The organism is Acinetobacter lwoffii (assembly GCF_029024105.1).
GTDB classification, from domain to species: Bacteria; Pseudomonadota; Gammaproteobacteria; order Pseudomonadales; family Moraxellaceae; genus Acinetobacter; species Acinetobacter lwoffii.
The window spans coordinates 895,429-921,693 of the sequence record NZ_CP118963.1 but is presented as its reverse complement, the minus strand read 5'-3'; the positions used below and the strand labels follow the sequence as shown (position 1 = coordinate 921,693).

The window sequence follows — 26,265 nt, the reverse complement described above, 5'->3', positions numbered from 1 at the left end:
TGATTTATCCTTAAGGCAATAAACGCTCACGTTCCCAGAGTGATTCAATCGTTTCACGTTCACGAATCAAATGCGCCTGATCAGCATCGACCATTACTTCAGCAGCACGGCCACGGCTGTTATAATTTGAACTCATCACAAAACCGTATGCACCTGCGCCCAGCACAGCCAGCACATCATTTTCCTTGATCGCAAGCTCACGCTCTTTACCCAGAAAATCACCAGTTTCACAAATTGCACCCACCACATCCCATTCTTTCATTTCGACATCGGTACGAGGTGTAACAGATTGAATATCCATCCATGCTTCATATAACGCAGGGCGAATCAGGTCATTCATCGCTGCATCAATGATCGCGAAATTACGGTGATTGGTTGGCTTGAGCAGATCTACTTTAGTCAGCAGCACACCTGCATTGGCAGAAATACTACGTCCCGGTTCCATATACACTTTCAAGCCCAGTTTTTCTAAAGCTGGACGCAGCGCATTGGCATATTCTTCAACCGACGGCGGGGTTTCATCTTTATAGGTCACACCCAGACCACCACCGATATCAATGTGTTTGAGGTGAATGCCCAGCTCTTTTAACTGGTCAATCATGACAATGACACGATCCAGTGCATCGACAAATGGCTGGGTTTCAGTCAACTGTGAACCGATATGGCAGTCAATCCCGACCACATCCAGATTTGGCAATGACGCCGCATATTGATAGGTTTCGAACACGCTATCCGATGGAATACCGAATTTATTTTCTTTTAAGCCGGTTGAAATATAAGGATGGGTTTTAGCATCGACATCCGGATTCACACGCAATGAAATCGGCGCTTTGACATTTAATTCAGCCGCAACTTTCTGGATACGATCCAGCTCGGCATAAGATTCGACGTTAAAGCAAGCAATCCCAACTTCTAGCGCTTTTTTGATATCCGCTTCAGATTTACCCAGACCGGAAAATACGATTTTCGAAGGCTCACCACCGGCTTTCAGCACACGTGCCAATTCTCCACCAGTCACAATATCAAAACCGGCACCCTGTTTGGCCAATACATTCAATACCGCAAGATTAGAGTTGGACTTTACCGCAAAACAGATTTGATGATCGATGAAGTTAAAAGCACGGTCCATATCTAAAAAATGTTTTTCCAAAGTAGCTTTAGAATAAACATAGAGTGGTGTGCCAAATTGCTCCGCGAGCTGTTGTAATGAACATTGCTCAGCGTGCAATACCCCATTAATGCGGGTGAAACTCATGAAGGTATCCTTTCTGTGAAAGCGTTATGGTGTGGTTTTAACGTCTGAATCGGTAGGTGCAGCAAACTGTTGTTGCACAGGTGCCTCGCGTTCTTCGTCGGACGCTTTAGGCTCAGTTTCAGTATTTTTGTATAACAGATACTTGGCACGCTTGTCGTAATTCGGATCATTTGGCAAGTGCAAAGCACCTGACTGTCCACAACCTGCAAGAGCAAGACCTGTCGCTAAGATACTGATGTAGCAAATGACTTGGCGCATCTGACCACCTAATGTAATAGTTTCGATGAAGTATAACGCGATCATTCGGCATGACCCAAGCGTTAAACGCTAGAGAGTATCTTTAGACAAAAAAAAACGCCAGCAGATCGCTGACGTTTTTATTGATAAGGTTTATTTATGTTTCTGTTTATAGAAACCAAAATAGCCAATGATTAGCAGGATAAACCAGATCGGACTGATCATCAGTGCCTGGCGAGTATCCTCTTCCAGCGCCAAGACCACAATCATACTCAGGAAGAAAATAATCACGACCCAACAAGTCACTAAACCACCTGGCAACTTAAAAGTTGACTTTGCATGTAGTTCTGGACGTGTTTTGTAATACACGATATAGCTCCAGATAATGATGATCCAGACACAAATAAACAGAATCGTGGATAAAGTCGTGGCCAAGGTAAAGGCCCGAACAGTATCCGGAACAAAATACTGGAGTGCTGCTCCCAGCAACAAACATACCGCCGAGAAATACAAGGCATTGGCAGGCACTGCGCGACGGTTCAAGCGACCAAAGGCAACCGGTGCCTGCTCTTCACGCGACAGGCCAAACAGCATACGACTGGTTGAGAATACGCCACTGTTCATCGATGACATCACCGAGGACAATACCACCAGGTTCATGATGATCGCAGCCGCTGCAATGCCAGCCTGACTGAACAGGTTCACAAACGGTGATACATTCGGATCAATCTGGTTCCACGGTGTCACTGACATCACAATTAGCAGTGCCAATACATAGAAAATAATGATACGGATCGGAATAGAGTTCACCGCTTTTGGTAGGTTCTTTTCCGGATCTTTGGTTTCAGCCGCGGTAGTACCCACCAGCTCTACCCCGACAAAGGCAAAGATTGCAATCTGAAAACCGGCCAGGAAGCCCATGGCACCCGTCGGGAACAAACCGCCATGCTCCCAGATATGACTAAAGGATGCGACCGTACCAACATCATTGGTAAAGCCAGTAAACACCATCCACAGACCAACAGCAATCAGCACCACAATGGCGATAATTTTGACCAGGGCAAACCAGAATTCCATTTCACCAAACAGTTTTACCGTGACCAGATTCAGCCCCATGATAAACACAATCGCGGCAACACTGATCATGACGCCTTCTTCAGGGCTAAAGGGCAAGCCATTATTGAAGAATTGCAGATAGTAAATAATGGCTGACAGATCTGCGATCCCGATGGTGATCCAGCACAGCCAGTAGGTCCAGCCGACAAAGTATCCGGCCCAAGGCCCGATCAGATCCGTGGCAAAATCAATAAATGATTTATATTGTAAATTGGAGAGCAACAACTCACCCAATGCACGCATCACCAGAAAGACCATAAAACCGATGATCATATAGATCACCAGAATCGAAGGACCTGCGAGACTGATGGTTTTACCCGAACCCATAAACAGGCCGGTTCCGATGGCGCCCCCAATGGCAATTAACTGTAGGTGCCGATTGGACAAACTCCGCTTTAATTCACCGTGCTCTGCCGACGAATTGTTATATTTTTCTGACATTATTAATTACAACTTTGAGTTTTACTCGCGACAAATTAACGTAAAAAATGCTGAATACAAAAATAAAATTTGCATCATTTGTATTTCCTTATTAATTGAAGAAGTTAATTTATTTTTCTTATATCGCTCTCCAGTTACATTTTTGCTTTATTTTTGACCTGAAAGATTCCAGTAATTTCTTGTCAAATTTTTAAAACTGTGTAAAAAATAAAACACTATTCAGCCAATTTATGCATTTAGGATGAATGCATCTGGCATAGCAATTGCTTTTTAATCAATACCTCGAACTACACAGACATGGATCAATAAGAAGAATTTTATGCAAAATTTACAAAGTTTAATGGAAACTTTAAGCGGCTGGGTCTGGGGCCCTTATATGTTGGTACTGATTGTCGGTACCGGGATATTCCTCACCTTCCGTTTATTGTTCTGGCAGTTCCGCATGTTGCCCCTCGCCTTTAAACAGGTCTTTGGCAAGCATCCTGACCATTCAGGGGACATTTCCCAATTCGCTTCACTCATGACCGCACTCTCTGCCACGATTGGTACTGGTAATATTGCCGGCGTAGCCACTGCCTGTGTCCTCGGTGGTCCGGGCGCCGTGTTCTGGATGTGGATGACTGCCCTGTTTGGTATGGCGACCAAATATGGCGAAGGTGTTCTGGCAGTCAAATACCGAGTTAAAAATGAGAAAGGTGAAATGTCCGGTGGTCCGATGTACTACATCGAGCGGGGTCTGAAATGGAAATGGCTGGCGCTGATTTTCGCCTTGTTCGGCACTCTGGCTTCTTTTGGCATCGGCAGTTCGGTCCAGTCCAATACTGTAGCGCTGGCGGTACAGAACAGTATGGGCATTGAGACCTGGATAACAGGTATTATTATTACTGCCTTTTCAGCACTGGTGATTTTGGGCGGGATCAAATCGATTTCCAAAACTTCTTCTGTGATCGTGCCGATTATGGCAGTGGGTTATGTTGCTGGCGGTCTGATTATTATTTTAAATAATCTGGAACTGGTCATGCCGGCACTAAAAATGATCTTCAGCTATGCCTTTACCGGTGAAGCCGCAGTGGGCGGTGCGATTGGTGCAGCGATTCGTTATGGTGTAGCACGTGGAGTATTCTCCAACGAAGCCGGTATGGGTTCTGCGCCGATTGCTGCCGCAGCAGCGAAAACCGATCATCCGGCCCGTCAAGGTTTGGTCTCTATGACTGGTACGTTTATTGATACGATTATCGTCTGTTCGATTACCGGTATTGTACTGGTGATGGGTTATATCATGGCCGGCAACTCATTCGGTGACCAGACCGGCGCAGTATTGACCATCAGCGCGTTTGACAAACTGTTGCCTGGGATCGGCGGCTGGATTGTGACCCTCGGGATTATTTTCTTTGCTTATTCCACCATCTTGGGTTGGAGCTACTATGGCGAGAAATGTGCCACTTATTTGCTCGGTGAGAAGTTTGTGCTGCCCTATCGTATTATTTATATCGCTTCGGTATTTATTGGCTGTGTGGCGACCCTTGATCTGGTTTGGCTCTTCGCCGATACCTTTAATGGGCTCATGGCGGTTCCAAACTTAATTGCACTATTGCTTTTATCCGGAGTGATTGCCAAGGAATCGAAAGACTTTATTGCAAGACGTAAATCTGGTGAACTTTATTAATTGATAAGTTATTTAACTACTCAACTTAAATAGTAAAGAGCCACGTCAATCGTGGCTTTTTATGCTTCATCTTTTCCATTCTTCATCATGAAAATTTAGCAACGTAAACCACTACAAGCCAGCTTGTCCCACTCAGATTCAAGCTCCAACGCTAGTCCTAAAGATAAAACAAAAAACTGAATGCCTTTAATTTTCATATTGCCCTGTTCATCTTCCAGATATCCACTCAATTTTTGATAGGTTTTATGATGCAGATCAAAAGGTACATCCAGATAAAGACCACCCAGGTAGATTTCACTATGGACGGTTTGATCCACACCTAAACACGGCATATAGACAATGCCCTGTTGCTCTAGCCAGCCGATTAACATTTGGCGAACCGAGTTTGCGTCCCGATCTGGATGTACATAATGATCAAAATGCACAAACAGCACATCACGGTTTTTTTCACGTGCGATCGCATCAATATGTTTCAGCAATTGTGACAAGATCTGTTCCATTCCAGCATAACAAGATGGGCATTATAGACGGCGTTGACGCATAGCATTCAAATCAGCATAAATAAAAACGACAAGCCTTGTCGTAAAAACTATGATTTTTCAGGTGAAAGGCTTGGTTTTCTATAGCATTCACCGCTATGCTGTCACTCAATTTCAATCGCTACATCTTCAAATATGGCTAAAGCAAAAAGTGTGTATCGTTGTGAACAGTGTGGTGCCGATCATCCAAAATGGTCGGGGCAGTGTTCTGAATGCGGGGAATGGAACAGCCTGGTTGAGGTGACCATTGCACCGGCAGTGACGCATCGCGCCCAGCCAAAAATCGGTGGTGGATATGCAGGCCAGGCGTCCAGCATCACGACTTTAAATCAGGTTTCAGTCTCTCATGAAACCCGTCTGCCGACGGGTATCAGCGAATTTGACCGGGTTTTGGGTGGCGGACTGGTAACCGGTTCGGTGGTCCTGATCGGCGGTGATCCCGGAATTGGTAAATCCACCATCTTGCTACAAACAGCCACGCACATGGCATCTGCCAAAAATCCGGCCCTGTATGTGACCGGTGAGGAATCTTTGTCTCAGGTTGCTTTACGTGCCCAACGTCTGGATCTGCCAACCGACCAGCTCAAAGTCATGGCAGAAACCTGTGTCGAACGTATTTGTGAAGTACTGGCCCAGCAACGTCCTGCGGTAGCCATTCTGGACTCGATCCAAACCCTGTATACCGAAACCCTGCAATCTGCACCGGGCGGTGTCTCACAGATTCGTGAATCAGCGGCCCTGTTGACCCGTTTTGCGAAAAATAGTGGCACGTCTTTGTTTCTGGTCGGTCATGTAACCAAAGAAGGCGCACTGGCCGGCCCACGTGTACTGGAACATATGGTCGACTGTGTACTGTATTTTGAAGGCCAGTCTGATTCACGTTACCGGATGATCCGAGCGGTCAAAAACCGTTTTGGTGCAGTCAATGAACTCGGTGTGTTCGGCATGACCGATAAAGGTCTGCGCGAAGTATCTAATCCTTCAGCCATCTTTTTAAGCCGTTATGATGAAGCGATTCCCGGTTCGATTGTAATGATCAGCCGCGAAGGTACGCGCCCGCTACTGGTTGAGGTTCAGGCACTGGTCGATGATGCACATGGCCAACCAAGACGTGTAGCGCTCGGCCTGGATCAGAACCGCTTGAATATGCTCCTTGCAGTCATGCATCGGCATGGCGGCGTACAAACATCAGGACAGGATGTGTATGTCAATATTGTCGGTGGCCTTAAAATTACCGAAACTGGGTCAGATTTAGCTGTACTGCTGGCCTGCGCTTCCAGCATTCGTGGCAAAGCCTTACCGCAACAGCTGGCGGTTTTTGGGGAAGTCGGACTGTCTGGAGAGATTCGCCCTGTGCCGAACGGTCAGGAACGGCTGAAAGAAGCGATTAAACATGGTTTTAAATACATTATTGTCCCTCGCGGCAATGCACCGCAAAAACCCATCGAGGGCGTGCAAATTATTGCAGTTGCGCGTTTACATGAAGCCTTGAGCGAGGCAATGGCGCTGAGTGATGAACTCAATTAACTGTAAACCGGCTCATTTCGTACAAAGAGCAAAAAAATACAGATTTTTGATTGAAATTCCACACAAAGCCTATATAAATAGACTGTACAAACAGGTTTTATTCTCATAGGAAAAATGAATGGAAGTTCGACAGCGCGGTTTGATCACAGGTATCTTGACAGCAGTTTTATTGGTTGCGCCTTTTGCAGCTGAAGCAAAACGTGCCGGTGGCGGTAAAAGTCACGGCATGCAACGTTCTGCACAACCTACTCAATCTTATCAACAACCTCGTCAAGCTGCGCCTGCTCAACAAGCGCCAGTTGCCGGTGCTGCAACCCAGCAAAAATCCGGTCCGGGTGTCGGCGGCATGGTTGCCGCGGGTGTAGCCGGTGCTGCGATTGGTGCAGTTGCTGCCAATGCCTTGGCGGATGATCAAAGTGTAGCAGCATCTGAAGCTCAGGCTGCTCAAGCCGAAGAGGAAAAAGGTGGTATTCCAGGCTGGATCTGGATCCTTCTTGCTGCTGCTGTTGCCTTCTTCATTTTCCGTAAGATGGGCGCAAAAAAAAAAGTAGCTTCTAACCCATACGCACCAAATAGCGGTGCTGGTAATACAGCACCTTTTGGTCAGGCACCGACTGCACCTCGCGGTGGTGACAGTACCAATATTTTTGGTCAGAATGTGGGTGGTCAAACGTCAAGCAACAATGCTCCGTTCGGTTCTGCTCCGGTAAATAACGCGCCTTTTGGTGCAGCTTATACCCAAAGTGGCAGCCAGTTACCGGATGGTACTGAACCTGCAGCATTCTTGCGTGTAGCGCGTCAGCGTTTTAACCATATTCAGTCCATGAATACAGCAAGCAACATTTCTGAAATTCAGCGTTATTTGACTCCTGAACTTTATCAGTCAATATATAACGACATCATGAGCAATCAGGATCAGGATGTTGCCGAGTTTTCAAATCTGAATGCGATGGTCGTCGACTCATCGACTGACAATGGCCAGTATATTGTCAGCGTACGCTTTACAGGTACGGTAAGCGAAGACTTAAACAGCTTGCCGCAACCGTTCGCAGAAATCTGGCATTTCACCAAACCAGCAGGTTCAAATCAGGACTGGGTGGTTGCAGGTATTCAGCAAGACTAATCGTGAATAAATGAAGTTTAGACAGCGGCCTTCGAGCCGCTGTTTTTATTTTCAAGCCTTACATTTTGATCTTTTTTAATTCCCTTCCCCCTCTCTTTTTTAACCTAACTTCCAGTTTTACTTATTTTTCATATAAATAGTTCAACAACCCATATTTAAAATCTAAACAATAATTGTTATCATTATCATTAATTACTTCATAAGTTTGTAAATAGAATTTTCGATGATGAATAGTCCGAATATGCAAGCCATAGCGACTGGAACAGTTACTGCACCGAAACCATCAAGCAAAAATAAAGTCAAAGCAAGTATGCTGGCTTATCGTGGGATGATTTTATATCGCTTTATTCTGGCGGGTGCTGGCGGTTATCTACTGGCTACACTGGCAACGATCGTGATTGCCCAGCTTTTTATCGACAGTGGAAGCAGTGCAGCCATGTCCGCCACCCTGATTGGCTTTAGCTTGAATGCTGCTGCATTTATCTGGGTATTTATGGTGAATAAGACGCTCAAAGCTACGCTCGGGATCGCGATTCCCGGTGTTTTACTCTATATCGCCTATAAGCTTTTAGGAAATTGAGATGAGAGTAGATGCAAAACCCGAAGGTCCACGCCAGTCGATGTCGTGGTTGCATACCTGGGCCAGTCTGATTTTAGGCTGGCTTTTATATGCGATTTTCTTGACCGGAACCTTAAGCTTTTTCCAGAACGAAATTACCGTCTGGATGAAACCGGAATTTCATCAATCAGTTCCACCAAAGACTCAAATCGAACAAACCCGTGTGGCACTGGCTTATCTGCAACAGCACCATCCGGATGCTGGCAGCTGGGCAATCCAGCTTCCTAACTCACGCCAAAATACTACCACCCTGACTATTCGTAGTGCCGGCGAAGATCCGCGTGCCCGTCGTGGCGGTACCCGCGTGACGATTGACAGCGCCACCGACGAAGTTTTGCAAGCGCGTGAAACACGCGGTGGTCCATTCTTATACCGTTTCCACTTTGAATTGTATGGTTTGCCAAGAATCTGGGCGCGCTGGATGGTCGGCGTTGCGACCCTGCTCATGCTGGTGGCAATCATCAGCGGTGTCATTACCCATAAGAAAATTTTCAAGGATTTTTTTACTTTCCGTCCCGGCAAAGGTCAGCGTTCATGGTTGGATGCACACAATGCTACTGCGGTATTTGCCCTGCCCTTTCACATCATGATTACCTTCAGGATCAACGTAAGAGTTTGGTTCAAGACAACAGTATTCAGGCTGAATCCCGTGAAAGCCATAGTGAGAGCAAAGAACGTCGACCGCAAGCTGAGAGAGAAAATCGTGGCGAGCGCGGTGAAATGTCTGCACGCAGTGAAGGTCGCCGCTCTCGTGATGAAATGCAAGCTGCACCTCCTGCACCGTTAACCGATCTAGCTCCGATCTTGGCAACAGCCGAAAAAGAATGGAAAAATAATCCGGTGGGTATGATAACTATTATCCAGCCAAATACCGTAAAAGCAGAAATTGAGCTTCGTGCCTTAAACGGAGTCAGCGTAGCTTATCGCAATATTTATCTGAGCCTTGCTTTCAATGGTGTGACTGGTGATTTAGAGCCGGATCAAACCACACTGAAAATGCCTTCAGTCGCAAATGGTATCTATAACGTGTTCACCGCACTGCATGAAGCACGGGGCGTAGATCTGGCTTTACGCTGGTTATTGTTTCTGTCTAGCGTAGTCGGCACCTTGATGATTGCCACCGGCTTGATTCTATGGTGTGTTAAACGTGCACCGCAGCAACAGAAGCAAGGTTATAAATCGTTTGGATATCGTCTTGTGGAAGTCACCAATATCGCTGCCATTCTTGGTTTACCTATTGCCTGTGCTGCCTATTTCTATGCCAACCGTTTTATTCCGGCAGACATGGACATGCGTCTGAACTGGGAAATACGTAGCTTCTTTATTGTCTGGTTACTGACTTTACTGTATGCCATGATTCGCAGTCATCGACAAGCTTGGCTAGAGCTTCTCATGCTTGCAACTGGGACATTTGCCTTGCTCCCAATCGTCAATTTTCTGACCGGCGGTCAGGCGATCTGGAACACCATTATGCATGGTCAATGGGTCATTGCTTCTTTTGATCTAGCGATGTGGGTGCTTGCGATCTTGTTCTGGTTTTCATTTAAAAAAGTGAAAAACCATAAAGGCTTGTCGCCTAAAAAAGCCAAGGTTGCTCTCAAGGAGAATCAGTCATGATGTTTTTCTTACTGATTTGGGCTTTAACTTCACTGGGTTTCTTTGCGCTTGCAACGTCGATGTCCAAACATCAAAAACAGATTTTTGACACAGAACTCAACCCTGCAAAAACACAACTTGCGACTATTCTCGGTTGGGTATTGCTCATACTCGCCCTGATTCTGTGCCTGTTCGCTGGAACGATCAGCAACATGATCAGTTATTGGCTCGGCAGTTTGACTTTTGCGGCCTTGGTCGTAGCTTTAAGCCTGAGTTATCTGGAAAGTAAAATTAAAATGATTGTATCAATCTGTGCGGTGATTGCCGTGATTTCAGGCATCATTTGTTTAATCTAAAGTTCTATTTTACCCATCCTCATTTGAAAAGCTGATCTTCGGATTGGCTTTTCTAGTTTAAAGCATTAGTCTACGCATAATATTTTTGAGATGTTGATATGACCCAGCGTGTTTCTCTCTCTGCTGCCCTGACCAATCTTGCCTTAGCAGGCAATGCTGAAGCGCAATTTGAATTGGCTGAACTGTATATGCAAAGCGAGCATGATGATGACATCATCCTGGCTGAAGAATGGGCATTGAAAGCTGCCAACGGCGGACTGGTTGATGCAATGTACTGGTTAGGTGAAGGTTATACTGTTTATGCCAAAGAACTGGCAGAAGAAGATCCGGAAGAATCTAAAGCTCACTTTGAGTTAGCCTATTACTGGTTAAGTAAGGCCAATATCGAGAAGCACCCTGCTGCGACTTTAGAGCTGGCCGGTTTCTACCGTCGTGGTGATGTGATTGAAAAAGATGTAGAGAAATCGATTTCTTTAGTCAAACAGGCTGCGGAATGGGGTGAAGTTCAGGCCATGCGCGATCTTGCTTTTATTTATGGGAACGGTTTAGGTGTTGTCGCTGATGACATACAGGCAGATTACTGGACACAAAAAGCAGATAAGATTGAACAGGAAATAGAATAAATAAAAAGCCCGTCAGATGATGGGCTTTTTTAAACGCATAATCATGACGATAAAATTAAATATCGTGCTTATTCCCCTGTGAGGCGGGAGAATCAAAAAAAGAATAAATAGAAAATATTCGATTTTAATGCCTACAGGCTGACAGGCTTTTGATCAACTAAAAACTCAAAACTTAGAAAACAATTAATATTATCTTTTTTCAACTTGGCTATCACTTTAAATCCAAGTACAATACGGCGCTAGTCGAGGGATGCTGCGACGTTTTACAGGCACTAAATGTAAAATCGCTAGGCTCGACCATCGGTCAGACATTCGTTCTGATCAACAACGGCATCCGCGAACAGAACGATCCAATCTATTTTTTCCTAGGAGATCCTGATGAACGCGGTTACTGCTTCATTTACAGATTACAAAGTTGCTGATATTTCACTTGCTGATTACGGCCGTAAAGAAATCAAACTTGCTGAAGCTGAAATGCCAGCCCTCATGGGTCTGCGTAAACGCTACTCGGCAGCAAAACCACTTGCAGGCGCGAAAATTCTCGGCTGTATCCACATGACCATTCAAACAGCTGTTCTTATTGAAACACTGGTTGAATTAGGCGCAGAAGTTCGCTGGACTTCATGTAACATCTTCTCGACTCAAGACCATGCTGCTGCTGCTATCGCCGCTGCGGGCATTCCTGTGTTTGCTTGGAAAGGCGAAACTGAAGAAGAATATATGTGGTGTCTTGAACAACAAATCAATGTAAATGGCACGCCTTGGGATGCCAACATGATTCTTGACGATGGCGGTGACTTAACGCTACTTGTTCATGAAAAATATCCAGAAGTGATTGCAAAAATTCACGGTGTAACTGAAGAAACAACGACAGGTGTTCAACGTCTGTACGAAATGCTTCGTGATGGCACTTTAAAAGTTCCTGCAATCAACGTAAACGATTCAGTAACCAAGTCTAAAAACGACAACAAATACGGTTGCCGTCACTCACTGAACGATGCAATCAAACGTGGTACAGATATGCTTTTATCTGGCCGTCGTGCGCTTGTAATCGGTTACGGTGACGTAGGTAAAGGTTCTGCACAATCACTTCGTCAAGAAGGCATGATTGTACGCGTAACTGAAGTTGACCCAATCTGTGCAATGCAAGCATGCATGGACGGTTATGAAGTTGTATCTCCATACAAAAATGGCGTGCAAACTGGCAAGAAAGAAGACATCAATGTTGACCTTCTTCAAAACACTGACCTTATCGTAACTACAACAGGTAACTACCACGTATGTGACGCTGCAATGCTTGATTCATTAAAAGCTGGCGCAGTTGTTTGTAACATCGGTCACTTTGATACTGAAATTGATACAGCTTACCTACGTGGCTACAAGTGGGTTGAAGTTAAACCTCAAGTACACCAGGTGTATCGTTCAGAAAATGAAAATGATTACCTGATCCTTCTTTCTGAAGGCCGTTTGGTGAACCTTGGTAATGCGACTGGTCACCCATCACGTATTATGGATGGTTCATTTGCCAACCAGGTATTGGGTCAAATGCATTTATTCGCTGAGAAATTTGCTGATCTTCCAGAATCTGAAAAAGCTGCACAAATTCGTGTAGAACTTCTTCCTAAGAAATTAGATGAAGAAGTTGCTGCTGCGATGGTTGCTGGTTTCGGTGGTGTCTTGACTCAATTGACTCAAGAACAAGCGGATTACTTAGGCGTTCAAGTTGAAGGTCCATTCAAGTCTGATGCTTATAAATACTAATTAAACTCAACCCTCTCCCTAACCCTCTCCCATAGGGAGAGGGAACATTCATTACCAAATGTATGTCATCGAGGGTAAGTCCTCTCCTGAGCGTGCTTAAAGCACTGCTTTGAAGCTCAGCGCAAGAGAGGATTTAGGAGAGGTAAAACTAATTAAAAAGTATTTATAAAAAGGATTTGAACATGTCTAAACAGATTCCAATTTCATTTGAATTCTTCCCAACCAAAACTGATGTAGGTGCGGAAAAACTCAAAGTTGTGCATCAAGAGCTACAACTCTTAAATCCAGAGTTCTTCTCTGTGACCTATGGTGCTGGTGGTTCGACCCGTGAACGCACCCTGTCTACCATCAATGACTTTAATGGCAAAGGCGCACCTGTTGCCCCTCACCTGTCTTGTATTGGCGATGACAAAGCACGTATTGCTGAACTTCTAGACCTGTACAAATCTCAAGGTATTGACCGCATTGTTGCCCTGCGTGGTGACTTGCCTTCTGGTCAGGTCGGTTTGGGTGAATTACCTTATGCAGCTGATCTGGTTCGCTTTATCCGTGAACATTCAGGCGATCATTTCAAGATTGAAGTCGCAGCTTATCCGGAAATGCATCCTCAGGCTGAAAGCTTTGACAAAGACATTCAGCACTTTGTTGATAAAGTTAATGCGGGTGCCAATGCGGCATTAACCCAGTTCTTCTTCAATCCAGATGCTTATTTCTACTTTGTAGATCGCATCCAGAAAGCAGGAATCGATATTCCAGTTGCGCCAGGCATCATGCCAATTACCAATGCCAGCAACCTGATTCGCTTTGCTGATGGTACCGGCGCTGAGATTCCACGCTGGATTCGCAAGCAACTGGCAACCTATGGTGACGATACTGCTAGCATTAAAGCCTTTGGCCATGAAGTTGTGGTTAAATTCTGTGAGCGTCTGCTTGCAGGTGGTGCGCCAAGCTTGCATTTCTACACCATGAACACTACTGACCCGACCCGTCAGCTGGTCACCGATCTTGGTTTAGCTTAAGCCTTTTATTTCACCGATTTTTTGAGTAGAACGATCAATGCCACGTTTTTATATAGATGCTGATTTAACTGTTGATGTCAGCCTTGAGCTTACGGAAACTGTATTTCATCATTGGGTAAAAGTTTTACGCGCGCAAGTCGGTGAAAGCGCGACCCTGTTCAATGGACAGGGTGGCGAATATGACGTGACTTTAACCGAAGTTGCTAAAAAATCAGCCACCGTCTCGGTCAATACATTTAGTCCTGCCAATCGCACACCCAAGTTTCAGGCTTTACTCGGTCAAGTAATGAGTAAAGGCGACCGCATGGATTATGCGATTCAGAAAGCAGTCGAACTGGGCGTTTCCGAAATTCAGCTGCTGACTTCGGATCGTTGTGAAATGCGTTTAAAGTATGATCGCGACCAGAAAAAACTAGATCACTGGCAAGGCATTGCTATTGCGGCTTGTGAACAATGTGGTCTGAATATTGTGCCTAAAATTTTAGCGCCCATATCACTTGAAAAATGGCTGGATACTGAACTACCCAACACCAAACTGGTTTTGGCACCCAATAAAGATGAAACAGATGTACTGGCAGAGGCGACCTTGGATCTTGTCCTATTGATCGGCCCTGAGGGTGGCCTGAGTGAGGCGGAAATTAGTACCGCAAATCAAAAAGGTTTTCTTAACTGGTGTATCGGCGAGCGCGTCCTGCGTACCGAAACTGCTCCTGTTGTTGCCCTGTCAATTTTAAATTATGTGCTTTAGTTCATCGGATGAGTAAAAATTTGCCTTTAATTTTGTTGATTTTTATTTTTAAGACATCTAATCTCGACTAAAGAATAACAAATACTTATTAATTAATTTCACACATTTCCTGGGGTTTTTATAACAACAATGCACAAGGACAAAACCGTTTAGGATGAATACAGGCATTGAATCACATGGTTGATAATCAGGACGACTATATTCAGCAACATTTACATGATGCTCAGATTGCGAACACGCTTCGCCATAGTCGCTATTTTTTGCTCAGTATAATGGTAATTTGCCTTTATATTTTTTGTATTTATCACATTCAATATAGCCCGTCTAATACGTATTTTAATACCTGGTTTATTCTGACAGAACTCCTGGTCAGCATGTGCTGGCTGGTGAGTACGCTGTATTTTAAACCTGAACACTATAATCAAAAAAGTGCACACCGCTGGTTACAGATCCAGAGTCTGGCTGTTGGGATCAGTATCGCGGCAGGTATTTTTACGATTTACTATTATTTGCCACAGGCCAATCCTGCATTTGAAGATATTGAAGCACTGACCTTGTCTGCCTTGTTGCTGATTGTAAGCCAAGCATTTGGCCTGACCTACCTGACCCAGAAACTGAGCTATTTTTGTCTGGTCTTTTTGCCGTCATTATTCCCTTTTTTACTGTCGCAGCTTGACCATGTCGGTCATTCCAATCCCTTTTTTGGTCTGGCCTTAAATTTCGCCATGATTGTGATTTTGCTGTGCGCGACGAGTAGTTATCGAATTCACAGCCGTACCTCACGCCTGTATGCGGAAAATGATATTCTGGTGAAAAATGCCGAACAGCAAGTGCATTGGACTGATGAACTGTGCCAGCAACTCAAAACTGAAGTTAATAAATCCAAAGATGTTGAACTGCAATTACAGCTCAGCAATCAATTGCTGGAGCAAAAAGTACGGGAACGTACCTATGATATTGAACAGATCAATCATGACCTGAAGAATCAGCAGCAAAACCTAGAACTTGCACATGAAATTGCCGGTATTCGGCCATGGGACTGGAATATTCAAGAGCGCAGCATCACCTTAACCAATCATAAAGACGAAAAGATTCTGCGCGATTCCAAAGATCACCATCTGCAATTACAGTATCTGATTCACCCTGAAGATCTGGACTATTTTAAGCGCAATATGAAACAGCATCTGCGTGGCCAGATTGAACGCTATGATGCCACTTACCGGATCAAGCTCAGTGAAGGTGGCTGGAGTTGGGTGCATGATATTGGCCGGGTGATCAGTCGTGATCCTAAAAATAAAAAACCCTTGCGCATGGTCGGTATCCGTCGTGATATTCAGCAGGAACGTCTTTCTCAAGAACGTTTAAAACTGGTGGCCAGTGTACTAGAACAGGCTGCGGAAGGCATTTTTATTCTGAATCCTGAATTAGATTATATCGATGTCAATCCTCACTACGAATACCTGAGCGGTTTTGAGCGTGACGAAATTATCGGTAAATCCTTATTTGATATTGCGGTGCAAAATAAATCCCAGCAACGTACTTTTCAGGCCAATATTGTCAAACAGATTCAAAAGATTGGCTCTTATGATGGAGAGGTTTATGCCAAATTTCTGTCTGGCAAAGAATCCACCTTATGGCTGCATATTAATGCCGTGACTGATGATGAAGGCCGGATTACCCATTATATTGGCATCGTATCAGATCTGACTGAACGTAAATTACAGGAACAGCGCCTGTCCTATCTGGAAAATTACGACACACTGACTGACTTGCCGAACCGCTTTTATTATAACTATCAGCTACATCAGTATCTGGTTTCGCAAAAAGACTCGATTAAAGAGATGGCTGTGATTCGGCTTAATATCGACCGTTTCCGCCCATTGAATGAATATCTATCCAATAACGGCGGTGATGAACTTCTACGCCAGGTGGCGCAGCGGCTGCGGATGACCAATGCAGAAGCGCTATTTGTTGCACATCTAAACGGTGATGATTTTGCGATTCTCTATGAAATTTCACATATTCGCCCTTCAGTTCAGCACCATTGTGAACGCATTGCTCAGGCCTTTAGCAGACCGTTTAATATTTACGGTCAGGATCATGTGATTACCCTGTCCATGGGCGTGGCATTCTATCCGGATCATGGCCGTCAGCTGGATTATTTAAATAACTGCGCCGAACAGGCATTGAACGAAGCCAAAAATCTCGGTGGCAACACCATTCATTTTTATTCTAGTGAAAATCATTCATTACAGAATAAAGGGGTTTTCCTGGAACGGGATTTGCGTAAAGCGATCCAGAATAATGAGCTGGTGGTGTATTATCAGCCAAAAATCAATTTTAGCGATCAAAGCATTTATGGCTTTGAAGCGCTGATTCGCTGGAACCATCCAGAAAAAGGCATTATTGCACCCGGGCTGTTTATCCCCTTAGCGGAACAGACCAGCCTGATTTCAGACATTGGCCGTCTGGTGATCCAGCAGGCCGCTAAACAGATTCGCCAATGGAATGATCTGGGCTTTAATCATATTTGTGTATCAGTCAATATCGTGGCGCAGCAATTGCGTCGTGGTCAATTACTTGATGATCTGGACCAAGCCATTGCAGACAACCATATTTCTGGCGCCAGCCTGGAGCTGGAAATTACCGAATCTTCTTTAATTGAAAATTCGGAAGCGGTCAAAAACCTGCTGAATGAAATTAAACAGCGACATATTCATATTGCCCTAGATGATTTCGGTACAGGTTATTCTTCTCTCTCCTATCTTGCTGATTTTCCAATTGATACCTTAAAAATTGATCGCAGTTTTGTTTGCAAGATTGGGGAAAACAAACAGGCAGCGATTGTCAGCGCCATGGTGGCCATGGGTAAAGCCATGGGCATGACCGTGGTCGCGGAAGGGATCGAGACTGAAGAACAGCTAGAATATCTACGTGATTTAGACTGTGATATTGCCCAGGGTTACTTATTTTCCAAACCGCTTCCTGAGCAGGATGCAACCGCTTATTTAGTGCGAGACAAGACGCATCAGACTTATATACCCCAAGTCTAAGTCCATACCCCACCACAATAAGTTTGTTGGAAAAACGGCCGTCTTTGTCTGTCCGAACTGGCTAACAAATGGTATATTCAGGAACATAAATAAATTCTTTGCCCGCTGACCGGGTAATCTTTACAACGATCGAGAGACTGATGGACGAACAATCTTTAAAGCAACAGGCCCTTTACTATCACGAGTTTCCTACCCCGGGGAAAATCAGCGTTACACCAAGCAAACAATTGGTCAACCAACGTGACTTGGCCCTTGCTTACTCGCCTGGCGTAGCTGCACCATGTCTTGAGATTGAACGCGATCCTTCAACTGCTGCATTGTATACGGCTCGTGGCAACCTGGTTGCTGTAGTGACCAACGGTACTGCCGTGCTTGGCTTGGGTAATATTGGTCCTTTGGCTTCTAAACCAGTGATGGAAGGTAAAGGCGTATTATTCAAAAAATTCGCTGGCGTTGATGTATTCGATATCGAAATTGCTGAAAATGATCCAGACAAAATTGTGGATATTGTAGCTGCATTAGAACCGACTTTTGGCGGGATTAACCTTGAAGATATCAAGGCGCCAGAGTGTTTCTATATCGAGCAAAAATTGCGTGAACGCATGAATATTCCAGTATTCCATGATGATCAGCACGGTACTTCGATTATTGTCGGTTCTGCGCTCCTCAACGCGTTACAAATCAACGGTAAAAAAATTGAAGACATCAAGATCGTGGCTTCAGGCGCGGGTGCTGCTGCACTGTCTTGTTTAAATCTGCTTTGCGCTCTGGGTGCTAAAAAAGAGAACATCATCGTTGCCGATTCACGCGGTCTGCTGACTACACATCGCGAAGGCCTGGATGAATCTAAGAAAGCCTATGTACAAGACATTGAAGCTACTCAGCTTGGTGACGTGATTTCAGGTGCAGACATGTTCCTTGGTCTTTCTGCTGCGGGCATTTTGACCAAAGAAATGGTCAAGGTCATGGCTGAAGATCCGATCATCTTTGCCTTGGCGAACCCGGATCCAGAAATTCTGCCTGAACATGCGCATGAAGTTCGTGATGACGTGATCATGGCGACTGGTCGTTCTGACTATCCGAACCAGGTGAATAACGCACTGTGCTTCCCGTACATCTTCCGTGGTGCGCTGGACGTTGGCGCAACCACCATTAACGAAGAAATGAAAATTGCCTGTGTCCACGCGATCGCGCGTATGGCACACGTTGAAGCTGATGCGGCGACTTATGGTGAAAAATCGGCATCATTTGGCCGTGAATACCTGATTCCGGGACCACTGGATCAACGTTTGATTCTAGAAATCGCACCTGCTGTTGCACAAGCAGCCATGGATTCTGGCGTGGCAACACGTCCAATCACGGATTTCTCGCATTATCGTCAACGTTTGTCTGAGTTTGTCTACAACTCTGCATTCATGATGAAACCGATTTTCGAACAAGCCAAATCTGATCCTAAACGTATTGCTTATGCGGAAGGTGAAGACCTGCGTGTACTTCGCGCAGTTCAAATTGCGGTAGATGATGGTTTGGCAATTCCAATTCTGGTGGGTCGCCCAGCGGTAATTGAAGCCAACATCAAAAAATTGGGTCTACGTCTTGAAGATGGCGTGAATATCACGATTGTTGATCAGGAAAAGAACCCCAACTATGAAATGTTTGCGGATGATTACTACAATATCATGCAGCGTAAGGGTGTAACACCTGAATATGCACAGCGTGAAGCACGTCGCCGCTCTACCCTGATCGCAGCGATGCTTGTGAAACATGGTATGGCAGACGGTATGCTGTGTGGTACGTATTCAAGCTACGACATTCACCTGGACTTCGTCAGCAATATCATTGGCAAGAAAGATGGTCATAACACCTTCTTTACCCTAAATGCCTTGATGCTTGAAGACCGTAACTTGTTCATTGCCGATACCTATGTCAACACCAATCCAACAGCTGAACAGCTGGCTGAAATGACCATTCTAGCCGCTGAAGAAGTTCGCCGTTTTGGTATGACGCCACGTATTGCCCTGCTTTCTCACTCAAGCTTCGGTTCAGACCAGCATGATGCCAGCGCGCAAAAAATGCGTAAGGTGTATGACATCCTGTCTGAAATCGCGCCTGAGCTGGAAGTTGAAGGTGAAATGCACGGTGATGCTGCACTGGATGAGAACATTCGTCAGTTTGCATTCCCGAATTCACGTTTCAAAGGCTCTGCAAACTTGCTGATCATGCCGAATCTGGATGCTGCCAATATCTCGTTTAACCTGTTAAAGGCAACTTCAGGCAACAACGTAACGATTGGTCCAATTCTGTTGGGTGCTGCGAAACCTGTCCACATTTTGACGCCGACTGCGACCACGCGCCGTGTCATCAACATGACTGCACTGACTGTTGCAGAAATCCAGCAAGCGGAACAAGATGCACTTTAAGCCAATGACAAGATAACGACGCATCAGCCTCGTTTCTTAACTTGAGAAAACCTCTATTCTGTAGCATGATGCTTGTAAGAATAGAGGTTTTTTCATGCAAGTTTATTTAGTAGGCGGCGCAGTTCGAGATCATTTGCTCGGACACCCCTATCACGAAAAAGATTATGTGGTTGTTGGTGCAACTCCCGCGCAAATGCTTGACTTAGGCTATCAGCCCGTAGGCAAAGATTTCCCTGTTTTTCTACATCCCCAAACAAAAGAAGAATATGCACTGGCGCGTACCGAACGTAAATCTGGCACCGGTTATCATGGTTTTGAGTTTCATACCGATGCCAGCGTTACGCTAGAGCAGGATCTGATTCGTCGCGATCTGACCATTAATGCCATGGCCATGGATGATGCCGGCCAGGTTTATGATCCTTATGGTGGTCAACAGGATCTGGAAAAGCGGACTCTACGTCATGTTTCCGATGCTTTTGTCGAAGATCCATTACGCGTGCTACGCATTGCCCGTTTTGCTGCCCGTTATACCAGTGCAGGCTTTGTGATTGCCGATGAAACTTTGGCGTTAATGCAACGCTTGACTGAATCGGGTGAATTAAATGCCTTGACACCGGAACGCGTCTGGAAAGAAACTTCCCGTGCATTATCCGAACGTCATGCTGATGTGTATTTTGAAGTATTACGCGAGTGTGGTGCTTTAAAGGTACTCTTCCCTGAGATTGACGCCTTATATGGCATTCCGCAACGACCTGAATATCATCCGGAAATTGACTGCGGCATTCACACGATGATGTCCTTGCAGCAGGCATGTCGTCAAAATTATAGCCTGGATGTACGTTTTGCCGTTTTAGTGCATGACTTAGGAAAAGCTTTAACGCCGGTTGAAGAATTACCGCGACATATCATGCATGAAGAGCGTGGCATCAAGCCAGTGAATGAACTGTGTGACCGTTTAAAAGTGCCGACGTATACCAAGCAGCTGGCTTTGGCGGTGTGCAAAGAGCATCTGAAATGCCATCAGGCCTTCAATCTTAAGCCGGGAACCTTATGGCGATTATTGCAACGTCTGGATGTGTTACGTCGCCCTGAACGTGTCGAAGCTTTCGTCCAGGCGTGTGAATGTGATTCACGTGGCCGTCTAGGTCTGGAAGATCGTGCTTATCCACAAGCACAATATGTCCTCGATGCCATGCAAACCGTACGCGCCATCAAGGCACAAGACCTGCCTGCCGATATTCAGGGTCCGGATATTGGTGAAATGCTGATTGAACGACGGATTCAGGCACTCGGTGAACTCAAAGCACAACAAACCGTAGCGATTGAATAATAAAAAAGCACCCTCGGGTGCTTTTTTAATAGCTTAATTTCTCTTTATCACAAAAGGAATTAAGAAATATTGGATCAGTACCATCAGGAAATATCTGCCGGAAAAGTAATCACTTGCTCCAGTTTCATTTGATTGGTTGCAATCATCAACAAACGGTCAATTCCAAGGGCAATTCCAGAACATTCCGGCATATTCGGTAAAGCTGCCAATAGATATTTATCGATCGGCATGACATGCAAGCCCAGCTTGGCCCGTTCTGCATTATCCGCCTCAAAGCGCGAACGCAATACGTCGGCATCAATCAGCTCATCATAGGCATTGGCCAATTCTAAACCTTCGATATACAATTCAAAACGTGCGGCGACCAGTTCACCATCTTCATCGGTTCGGGTTTTGGCCAGTGATGCCATTTCAGGGGGGAAATCAGTCAGGAATACTGCAGTATCAAAACCCAGACTAGGTTCAACCATATGTGAAAATAACAGGTCGATATAACCGAGACGATCCTCGCCTAAATCCAGATTGAGTCCAACGCGGCGGCAGCAATCTTTCAGTTCCTGTAAAGTGGCTTGAAGTGGATTGAGATCCAGACGATCCATGAAAGCATGTTTATAGCTTAGAATGGTCGGACGGATTTCGCCAAAACGTGCTTTCAAAGTCACATTCAGCAAATCCGATACTTCAAACATCAGATCTTTTAAGCTAAATCCCGGGCGATACCATTCCAGCATGGTGAATTCGCTATTGTGCTTGCGTCCATGCTCATCATTGCGGAAGACCTTACAGATTTGGTAAATGGGTCCACTACCACTGGCCAATAAGCGCTTCATAGCAAATTCGGGTGAGGTCTGCAAATAATGCGTATTCAGTTTACCCAGCACATGGCGCTGTGCCTGTACCGAGGCTAAATGCACATCGGTCACACCGGCTTGAGACAAAATCGGTGTTTCCACCTCTAATACATCCCGCTCAGCGAAAAATTGACGGATTTGACGATATAAGGTCGCCCGTGCACGCATGGCTTGAAGGTCACAAGTGGGTTGATACGTCATCGTCATGCCTTCGGCCCACCATGTGCTGCCCACTCACGACGCAGCGGATAGGTTTTACGTAAATGATCAAATGCCTGCTGATCGATTTTGCCTTCTTTGAGACAGGCACGTAGATTGGCATCATCACGAGCAATGTCATAAATTTGGGATAAATGCTGTTGCAATGCCATTTTTAAATCCTGCCCCTGAAAAAACTGCTCACAGATAGGCAGCTGGGATTCAAACTGTTTATTGGCTGCAAAACCGAAAGTTTGACAAAAAGCTTCGTAAATCATCTGGGTACCACGTGCCTTGCCTTCCAGGCTATAGCCGGCAATATGCGGAGTCACCAAAGTCACCAGATCCAGAAGTTCTGCTGAAATCAGCGGTTCGTGTTCAAAAACATCCAAAATTACGGGGCGTTGTGTCGCTTTAATATCTTGAATTAAGGCAGTTTCTTCAATCACTGGCCCACGCGCTGAGTTAATCAGGATCGCGTCAGGCTGCATTTTTGCCAACGCAGTAGCATTAAATAAATGATAGGTTGGATATATGCCTGTTTTGGTTAAAGGGACATGAATTGAAACGGCGTCCGCCTGCTGCAGCAGTTCATGAAATTCGACTTGATCAACCTGCTCTCTTTGCACAAAAGGATCGCAACCGATCACGCGCCAGCCCAAGAGCTTCGCCATATAAGCCAGTCGGGTTCCGACATTACCCAAACCGACAATACCCAGGGTAAATGTCGTATTGGCATCGAGTAATTCAGGACGTACCTGCAATAATGCGGTAATGACATATTCAGCCACTGCTTGCGCATTACAGCCGGCTGCATTACTCCACTGAATCCCATGTTGTTCTAATGCAGCAATATCCAAATGATCTGTACCAATGGTGGCACTGCCCACAAATTTGATCGAACTATTCTGTAGCAGTACTTCATTGACCTGAGTCACTGAACGTACCAGCAAGCTATCGGCATCTTTGACATCATCTGCGCTTAAGGTTCGCCCTGCACAATGTTGAATGTCACCAAATTCGGAAAAGAAATAATCGGTAAATGCCAGATTTTCATCTGCGACAATTTTCATAATGAGATCCATATGATGCTTGGGCGTATAATAGCGCGTTGACGCCTCTGACTCTATATTTGGCCGATACGTCCATTTTTCAAGATTTTATGAATTAAGTTCAGGACTGAAGAATTTAATATTCAAGATCTGCAGCCTAAAAAGAAAAACCCCAATCTTTCGACTGGGGTTTTAAAAATTTGGCGGAAGCGGTGAGATTCGAACTCACGGAGGACTCACACCCTCGTCGGTTTTCAAGACCGGTGCATTAAACCGCTCTGCCACGCTTCCTTGGCCGCCATCATATAAATAAATTAGATTTTTGGCAATAAAATTTAGCGAAACTTCTATAAAAAGCGGCTTATTCAGCTAAAAATCATCCGAAATCAAAGCCAACCTGGGCATTTTCATTCAAAGATTTGAATCTTGAAATGATCTTGAGTTGTATTTAACTCAGTAGAGAATAATGAGAGAAATAATCACATTCAGCATCAAGCGGATCAACAACTGAAAAAATATTCAGACATAAAAAAACCCAGTCAAATTGACTGGGTTTTTAAAATTTGGCGGAAGCGGTGAGATTCGAACTCACGGAGGACTCACACCCTCGTCGGTTTTCAAGACCGGTGCATTAAACCGCTCTGCCACGCTTCCATGGCCGACATGATATAAACAAAAATCATGCTTGGCAAATATTTTTATGCTTTCACTGCATCAACTGCACAAAATAAAATCAATTACATTAATCTGCTGAATTTTCTGGCTTTTCATAACGAATTGAGTTGATGAACCAAAGTTTCTTGCCGGAGGGGGTCAATACCTCGGCCTCATCATCGACCTGCTTGCCTAATAACGCGCGTGCCATCGGTGAACTGATCGAAATATGCTGCGGATGATGATCATAAATTTCATCTACACCGACAATACGTAAAGTTTTTTGTTCACCTTCTTCATTTTCAATGTCCACCCAGGCACCAAAATAGACCTTGCCCTCTTGCTCCGGGGAAAAATCTATAATTTTCAGCTCTTCGAGGCGCTTGCCGAGATACCTGACCCGTCGATCAATTTTACGCAAAATTTGCTTGTTATATTGGTAGTCTGCATTTTCAGAACGGTCGCCGAGACTAGCGGCCCAGTTTACTTTTTTGGTAATTTCAGGGCGCTCTTCATGCCAGAGATTCTTAAGTTCTGCCACCAATTTATCGTGTCCAGCACGGGTGATTAAGTTGGATTTCATACGTCTTGCTGATCATATTTTCAGTGTTTTAACTTACAAACAGCTTATTTTATTTACCATTTTAACACAATGGCAAAATTCCAAAAAAATTAACTTTATATTTCAGTATCTTAAAATTATTTTTAAAAATAATTTGTGTACAAAATTTGACAATCGTTTTTTAGATCATTAATATGCCAGCAACTTCCGGAAATGCTTACTTTTTAATCTATGTAGTTTTTCTACATAATTATCTTTAAATCTCTTGTCATTTTGAATGACGTCATGACTGCCCAACCCTTATTGAATTTATCAAACTGTTAAAATTTCTGGCTTTGTTGGCTGTGATTTTTAGGGCATAAATTACTTGTAGCGGAGACAACATGCACAGTAGTTCATCCACTGGGTCGAGGCTTTGCCTAAGATCTGTAATTTCTTCTCTCCCTTTGAAAGCACTTGTACTGAGCACTGCATTTATTCCCCTACACAGTATCAATGCAAGTAAGACCACACTTCAGTTTGATCATGTGGTCAATAGCAATAAGTTGACCGTGGTTGCGGTTGAAAATCCGACTACCGTATTCCAGGATGGACAACATCTACATGGCTTCGGTTATGATCTGGTTCGTAACTATGCTAACAATCTGAATGTAAAGCTCGATTTTAAAATCGTTCCTGATAATAATACGGCACTACAATGGGTTGCTCAGGGTAAAGCCAATCTGGCCATGACGACTACCGATATACGCACCATTGAAAACAAGCGTTTGACGTCATTCTCGGCCACTTGTGGCGATGAATCGATTCTGTCAAGTAATGGCTTGAATACCAATTTAAATCTAGTGTTTAAATCTGCTACAGATCCTTTGAGCCAGACGGCCAGTGCTTTTGTCTGCAAAGGCAAACAAAGTGGTGCCATGAAGCAGCTTGCTTCATTTTATAATCAGAATGTGGTGAAAGAGGAATCCTGGACCACCATTCAACGTGATTTGAACAACCGTCTGCCGATCTATGAAGCGAGCTTTAAACAGACAGCTCAGCAGTATAATCTGGATTGGCATTTACTGGCGGCCATTGGTTATCAGGAATCTTATCTGAAACCGAATTCAGTTTCTCCGACGGGTGTGCGTGGTTTGATGATGCTGACCAACAGTACAGCCAAAGCCATGGGTGTGAGTAACCGTACCGATCCGGCTCAAAGCATTCAGGGTGGCGCCAAGTATTATGATCAAATGCTTAGTCGCTATGAGCATATTCCTTTTCCAGATCGAAACTGGTTTGCACTGGTAGCTTATAATATGGGCCCAGGTGCAGTGAATCAGTTGCAAAAGCGCATTCAGTCGCAAGGCAAGAACCCGAATAACTGGGTGAACTTATATGCCTATCTGGATCAGAATAAGGCCAATAATGGTCGTTACCGTCAAGCGGTGCAATATGTAACCCGTATTCGTGCTTATCTGGAGCATATCAAGACTACACCGCAATTGGTGAATATCTAAGCTGAAATCTTAGCGTTAAT

20 protein-coding genes, 2 tRNA genes and 1 pseudogene are annotated in these 26,265 nt (G+C 44.7%); 14 read left to right on the top strand and 9 right to left on the bottom strand.

Features of this window, described 5'->3' with window-relative positions; genetic code table 11:
* Nucleotides 1-10: 10 nt before the first annotated feature.
* From lysA to PYW33_RS04315, 3 genes are all read right to left on the bottom strand, one after another.
* Nucleotides 11-1,255, bottom strand: coding sequence for a diaminopimelate decarboxylase (gene lysA / locus PYW33_RS04325; RefSeq protein WP_004645717.1), 1,245 nt, complete (start codon nucleotides 1,253-1,255; stop codon nucleotides 11-13).
* Nucleotides 1,256-1,279: 24 nt separating this feature from the next.
* Nucleotides 1,280-1,513: an LPS translocon maturation chaperone LptM gene (gene lptM, locus PYW33_RS04320; RefSeq protein WP_004645718.1), complete on the bottom strand. Its 234-nt coding sequence runs from the start codon at nucleotides 1,511-1,513 to the stop codon at nucleotides 1,280-1,282.
* Between the two features lie 132 nt (nucleotides 1,514-1,645).
* Nucleotides 1,646-3,049: an amino acid permease gene (locus tag PYW33_RS04315; RefSeq protein ID WP_004645719.1), complete on the bottom strand. Its 1,404-nt coding sequence runs from the start codon at nucleotides 3,047-3,049 to the stop codon at nucleotides 1,646-1,648.
* Nucleotides 3,050-3,368: 319 nt separating this feature from the next.
* Between PYW33_RS04315 and PYW33_RS04310 the strand changes: the two genes are divergently transcribed.
* The gene (locus PYW33_RS04310; protein WP_004645720.1) at nucleotides 3,369-4,715 is read left to right on the top strand and encodes an alanine/glycine:cation symporter family protein; all 1,347 of its coding nucleotides are present in this window, start codon (nucleotides 3,369-3,371) and stop codon (nucleotides 4,713-4,715) included.
* A 95-nt stretch (nucleotides 4,716-4,810) separates the two neighbouring features.
* On the opposite strand, the gene PYW33_RS04305 is transcribed toward PYW33_RS04310, so the two are convergent.
* Nucleotides 4,811-5,215 (bottom strand): hypothetical protein, encoded by a 405-nt coding sequence (locus PYW33_RS04305; RefSeq protein WP_004645721.1) that lies wholly within the window; start codon nucleotides 5,213-5,215, stop codon nucleotides 4,811-4,813.
* A gap of 174 nt (nucleotides 5,216-5,389) precedes the next feature.
* On the opposite strand from PYW33_RS04305, the gene radA reads away from it, so the two are divergent.
* The 12 genes and pseudogenes from radA (at nucleotide 5,390) to PYW33_RS04245 (ending at nucleotide 21,429) form a co-directional block, all read left to right on the top strand.
* Nucleotides 5,390-6,781 carry a DNA repair protein RadA gene (radA, locus tag PYW33_RS04300; RefSeq protein ID WP_004645722.1) on the top strand — a complete coding sequence of 464 codons (1,392 nt, stop codon included), beginning with the start codon at nucleotides 5,390-5,392 and terminating at the stop codon, nucleotides 6,779-6,781.
* 118 nt (nucleotides 6,782-6,899) lie between these two features.
* Entirely contained in the window at nucleotides 6,900-7,904 is a 1,005-nt protein-coding gene (locus PYW33_RS04295) for a Tim44 domain-containing protein (RefSeq protein WP_004645723.1), read from the top strand.
* A 223-nt stretch (nucleotides 7,905-8,127) separates the two neighbouring features.
* Entirely contained in the window at nucleotides 8,128-8,484 is a 357-nt protein-coding gene (locus tag PYW33_RS04290; RefSeq protein ID WP_016807069.1) for a hypothetical protein, read from the top strand.
* 1 nt (nucleotide 8,485) lies between these two features.
* Nucleotides 8,486-10,140: pseudogene (locus PYW33_RS04285) on the top strand (PepSY-associated TM helix domain-containing protein).
* Nucleotides 10,137-10,475 carry a DUF3325 domain-containing protein gene (locus tag PYW33_RS04280; protein ID WP_004645729.1) on the top strand — a complete coding sequence of 113 codons (339 nt, stop codon included), beginning with the start codon at nucleotides 10,137-10,139 and terminating at the stop codon, nucleotides 10,473-10,475. Before PYW33_RS04285 ends, PYW33_RS04280 begins: the two are co-directional and overlap by 4 nt.
* A 98-nt stretch (nucleotides 10,476-10,573) precedes the next feature.
* Nucleotides 10,574-11,098: a tetratricopeptide repeat protein gene (locus PYW33_RS04275; protein WP_004645730.1), complete on the top strand. Its 525-nt coding sequence runs from the start codon at nucleotides 10,574-10,576 to the stop codon at nucleotides 11,096-11,098.
* Nucleotides 11,099-11,476: 378 nt separating this feature from the next.
* Nucleotides 11,477-12,859 (top strand): adenosylhomocysteinase, encoded by a 1,383-nt coding sequence (ahcY, locus tag PYW33_RS04270; protein ID WP_004645731.1) that lies wholly within the window; start codon nucleotides 11,477-11,479, stop codon nucleotides 12,857-12,859.
* 182 nt (nucleotides 12,860-13,041) lie between these two features.
* Nucleotides 13,042-13,878: a methylenetetrahydrofolate reductase [NAD(P)H] gene (gene metF / locus PYW33_RS04265; protein WP_004645732.1), complete on the top strand. Its 837-nt coding sequence runs from the start codon at nucleotides 13,042-13,044 to the stop codon at nucleotides 13,876-13,878.
* Nucleotides 13,879-13,915: 37 nt separating this feature from the next.
* Nucleotides 13,916-14,626 (top strand): 16S rRNA (uracil(1498)-N(3))-methyltransferase, encoded by a 711-nt coding sequence (locus tag PYW33_RS04260; RefSeq protein ID WP_004645734.1) that lies wholly within the window; start codon nucleotides 13,916-13,918, stop codon nucleotides 14,624-14,626.
* A 176-nt stretch (nucleotides 14,627-14,802) separates the two neighbouring features.
* Nucleotides 14,803-17,679: a putative bifunctional diguanylate cyclase/phosphodiesterase gene (locus PYW33_RS04255; RefSeq protein ID WP_004645735.1), complete on the top strand. Its 2,877-nt coding sequence runs from the start codon at nucleotides 14,803-14,805 to the stop codon at nucleotides 17,677-17,679.
* 140 nt (nucleotides 17,680-17,819) lie between these two features.
* Nucleotides 17,820-20,099 (top strand): NADP-dependent malic enzyme, encoded by a 2,280-nt coding sequence (locus tag PYW33_RS04250; RefSeq protein ID WP_004645736.1) that lies wholly within the window; start codon nucleotides 17,820-17,822, stop codon nucleotides 20,097-20,099.
* A gap of 94 nt (nucleotides 20,100-20,193) precedes the next feature.
* Entirely contained in the window at nucleotides 20,194-21,429 is a 1,236-nt protein-coding gene (locus PYW33_RS04245; protein ID WP_004645737.1) for a multifunctional CCA addition/repair protein, read from the top strand.
* 83 nt (nucleotides 21,430-21,512) lie between these two features.
* On the opposite strand, the gene epmA is transcribed toward PYW33_RS04245, so the two are convergent.
* From epmA to greB, 5 genes are all read right to left on the bottom strand, one after another.
* Complete coding sequence (gene epmA, locus PYW33_RS04240) at nucleotides 21,513-22,487, bottom strand: EF-P lysine aminoacylase EpmA (protein ID WP_004645738.1); 975 nt, start codon at nucleotides 22,485-22,487, stop codon at nucleotides 21,513-21,515.
* Complete coding sequence (locus PYW33_RS04235; protein WP_004645739.1) at nucleotides 22,484-23,551, bottom strand: 4-phosphoerythronate dehydrogenase; 1,068 nt, start codon at nucleotides 23,549-23,551, stop codon at nucleotides 22,484-22,486. Before PYW33_RS04235 ends, epmA begins: the two co-directional genes overlap by 4 nt.
* Nucleotides 23,552-23,731: 180 nt before the next feature.
* Nucleotides 23,732-23,821, bottom strand: a tRNA-Ser gene (locus PYW33_RS04230).
* A 273-nt stretch (nucleotides 23,822-24,094) separates the two neighbouring features.
* Nucleotides 24,095-24,184, bottom strand: a tRNA-Ser gene (locus PYW33_RS04225).
* Between the two features lie 88 nt (nucleotides 24,185-24,272).
* Nucleotides 24,273-24,767, bottom strand: coding sequence for a transcription elongation factor GreB (gene greB, locus PYW33_RS04220; protein ID WP_004645740.1), 495 nt, complete (start codon nucleotides 24,765-24,767; stop codon nucleotides 24,273-24,275).
* A 362-nt stretch (nucleotides 24,768-25,129) separates the two neighbouring features.
* Here greB and PYW33_RS04215 point away from each other — a divergent pair, with 362 nt between their 5' ends.
* The gene (locus tag PYW33_RS04215; RefSeq protein WP_004645742.1) at nucleotides 25,130-26,245 is read left to right on the top strand and encodes an MltF family protein; all 1,116 of its coding nucleotides are present in this window, start codon (nucleotides 25,130-25,132) and stop codon (nucleotides 26,243-26,245) included.
* Nucleotides 26,246-26,265: the final 20 nt, after the last annotated feature.

Coding starts and splice junctions, on each gene's coding strand:
- lysA (WP_004645717.1), bottom strand. CDS start 1,255: ATGAGTTTCACCCGCATTAATGGGGTATTGCACGCTGAGCAATGTTCA.
- lptM (WP_004645718.1), bottom strand. CDS start 1,513: ATGCGCCAAGTCATTTGCTACATCAGTATCTTAGCGACAGGTCTTGCT.
- PYW33_RS04315 (WP_004645719.1), bottom strand. CDS start 3,049: ATGTCAGAAAAATATAACAATTCGTCGGCAGAGCACGGTGAATTAAAG.
- PYW33_RS04310 (WP_004645720.1), top strand. CDS start 3,369: ATGCAAAATTTACAAAGTTTAATGGAAACTTTAAGCGGCTGGGTCTGG.
- PYW33_RS04305 (WP_004645721.1), bottom strand. CDS start 5,215: ATGGAACAGATCTTGTCACAATTGCTGAAACATATTGATGCGATCGCA.
- radA (WP_004645722.1), top strand. CDS start 5,390: ATGGCTAAAGCAAAAAGTGTGTATCGTTGTGAACAGTGTGGTGCCGAT.
- PYW33_RS04295 (WP_004645723.1), top strand. CDS start 6,900: ATGGAAGTTCGACAGCGCGGTTTGATCACAGGTATCTTGACAGCAGTT.
- PYW33_RS04290 (WP_016807069.1), top strand. CDS start 8,128: ATGATGAATAGTCCGAATATGCAAGCCATAGCGACTGGAACAGTTACT.
- PYW33_RS04280 (WP_004645729.1), top strand. CDS start 10,137: ATGATGTTTTTCTTACTGATTTGGGCTTTAACTTCACTGGGTTTCTTT.
- PYW33_RS04275 (WP_004645730.1), top strand. CDS start 10,574: ATGACCCAGCGTGTTTCTCTCTCTGCTGCCCTGACCAATCTTGCCTTA.
- ahcY (WP_004645731.1), top strand. CDS start 11,477: ATGAACGCGGTTACTGCTTCATTTACAGATTACAAAGTTGCTGATATT.
- metF (WP_004645732.1), top strand. CDS start 13,042: ATGTCTAAACAGATTCCAATTTCATTTGAATTCTTCCCAACCAAAACT.
- PYW33_RS04260 (WP_004645734.1), top strand. CDS start 13,916: ATGCCACGTTTTTATATAGATGCTGATTTAACTGTTGATGTCAGCCTT.
- PYW33_RS04255 (WP_004645735.1), top strand. CDS start 14,803: ATGGTTGATAATCAGGACGACTATATTCAGCAACATTTACATGATGCT.
- PYW33_RS04250 (WP_004645736.1), top strand. CDS start 17,820: ATGGACGAACAATCTTTAAAGCAACAGGCCCTTTACTATCACGAGTTT.
- PYW33_RS04245 (WP_004645737.1), top strand. CDS start 20,194: ATGCAAGTTTATTTAGTAGGCGGCGCAGTTCGAGATCATTTGCTCGGA.
- epmA (WP_004645738.1), bottom strand. CDS start 22,487: ATGACGATGACGTATCAACCCACTTGTGACCTTCAAGCCATGCGTGCA.
- PYW33_RS04235 (WP_004645739.1), bottom strand. CDS start 23,551: ATGAAAATTGTCGCAGATGAAAATCTGGCATTTACCGATTATTTCTTT.
- greB (WP_004645740.1), bottom strand. CDS start 24,767: ATGAAATCCAACTTAATCACCCGTGCTGGACACGATAAATTGGTGGCA.
- PYW33_RS04215 (WP_004645742.1), top strand. CDS start 25,130: ATGCACAGTAGTTCATCCACTGGGTCGAGGCTTTGCCTAAGATCTGTA.